Genomic DNA, 1130 nt, shown 5'->3' with positions numbered 1-1130 from the left:
TCTACTGTGGGCAACAAAGTATAAGGAATAATGCTTAAATTTATTCCTAAATCTAAAGGTTAGTGCTTTTTTAGTCACTCTGATTTTCCTGCGGAAAATCCTCGGACACAAAACCGCACTATCCTTATACACAACCGTTGTAAAACATTTAAAAGAAACTTTGGATACTAACAAAAATAACATTGAACCATTTGACCTTGAAGGAGAGGTTTATCTTCCCACATGGAAAGGATTTCAAAGTAGAAAAGGTATTTATGGATCAAAAGATTCATCTGCTGAAACTGATTGTGTTTTTGATTATGCTATTGGAGGTGATTCAACCTTAATTTTGGATAAACCGAAAGATTATCAATATAGCGCTTATAAGTATGTAATTGAAAATCAAGAAATAATTAAGGAGAAAATTCTCAGTGCTCTATTGAAAGAATACCCTGAAATTCAGAATATTTATGACTATGAGTCTGATGAGAAACAAGAAATAATGCCAGACATTACAACTAATAATGAGTTTAAAAAATTAATCGGATTATCTAGATTACATTTTGTAAATGTCCATAAAAACAATATTGGATATGTAGGTTTTGAATTTGGTTGCGAATGGGATGACGAACACGGATTAGGTGTAATGACTTATATGAATCGAGTAATCAAAATAGGTGGCGCTGATAGTTCGTTTCTGCAATGGGTAGCAGAAGAAGATTTATCTGAAAAAGAGCTGGAAGTTCTTGAAGAAGAACAAAACTTAGAATTCAAAAAACAACAAGAGGAAAAGAAGCCATTGGAAGAGGATTTTATTAAAACTAAAGTGATAAAACCCTATAAAGAAAAGAAAACTCATTGGTGGAAGTTTTGGAGATAAAACGTTTCACAACAACGTGTATAACCAATTGCTAGTTTGTGTGTACTCGGAAAATCCTTCGGATTTTCCTATTGGTTCGGTTTCTTTTACTAACTTAGTTCTTGCCAACGCAACTAGCCATACACGAACACGTTAGGCACAAGCTAAACCATACGATGAACAATAGAATTTCCAAAATACCGAATAACGTTCAAGACAGAAGTTCTGTTGCTTGGAGAAATCTATGTGAATATATTGACCAAGTTGCTGAAAACGGAACCGATGAGTTTGT

General features: G+C 33.5%; 1 protein-coding gene. It reads left to right on the top strand.

Annotated features, from left to right (window positions below):
- Positions 1–160 precede the first annotated feature (160 nt).
- Complete coding sequence (locus ACH5TW_RS00270; protein WP_439334470.1) at positions 161–859, top strand: DUF6985 domain-containing protein; 699 nt, start codon at positions 161–163, stop codon at positions 857–859.
- The last annotated feature ends 271 nt before the right edge of the window (positions 860–1130 follow it).

Source organism: Thalassobellus sediminis, assembly GCF_044386045.1.
GTDB classification, from domain to species: domain Bacteria; phylum Bacteroidota; class Bacteroidia; order Flavobacteriales; family Flavobacteriaceae; genus Thalassobellus; species Thalassobellus sediminis.
This window is presented reverse-complemented; position numbering and strand designations above follow the sequence as displayed.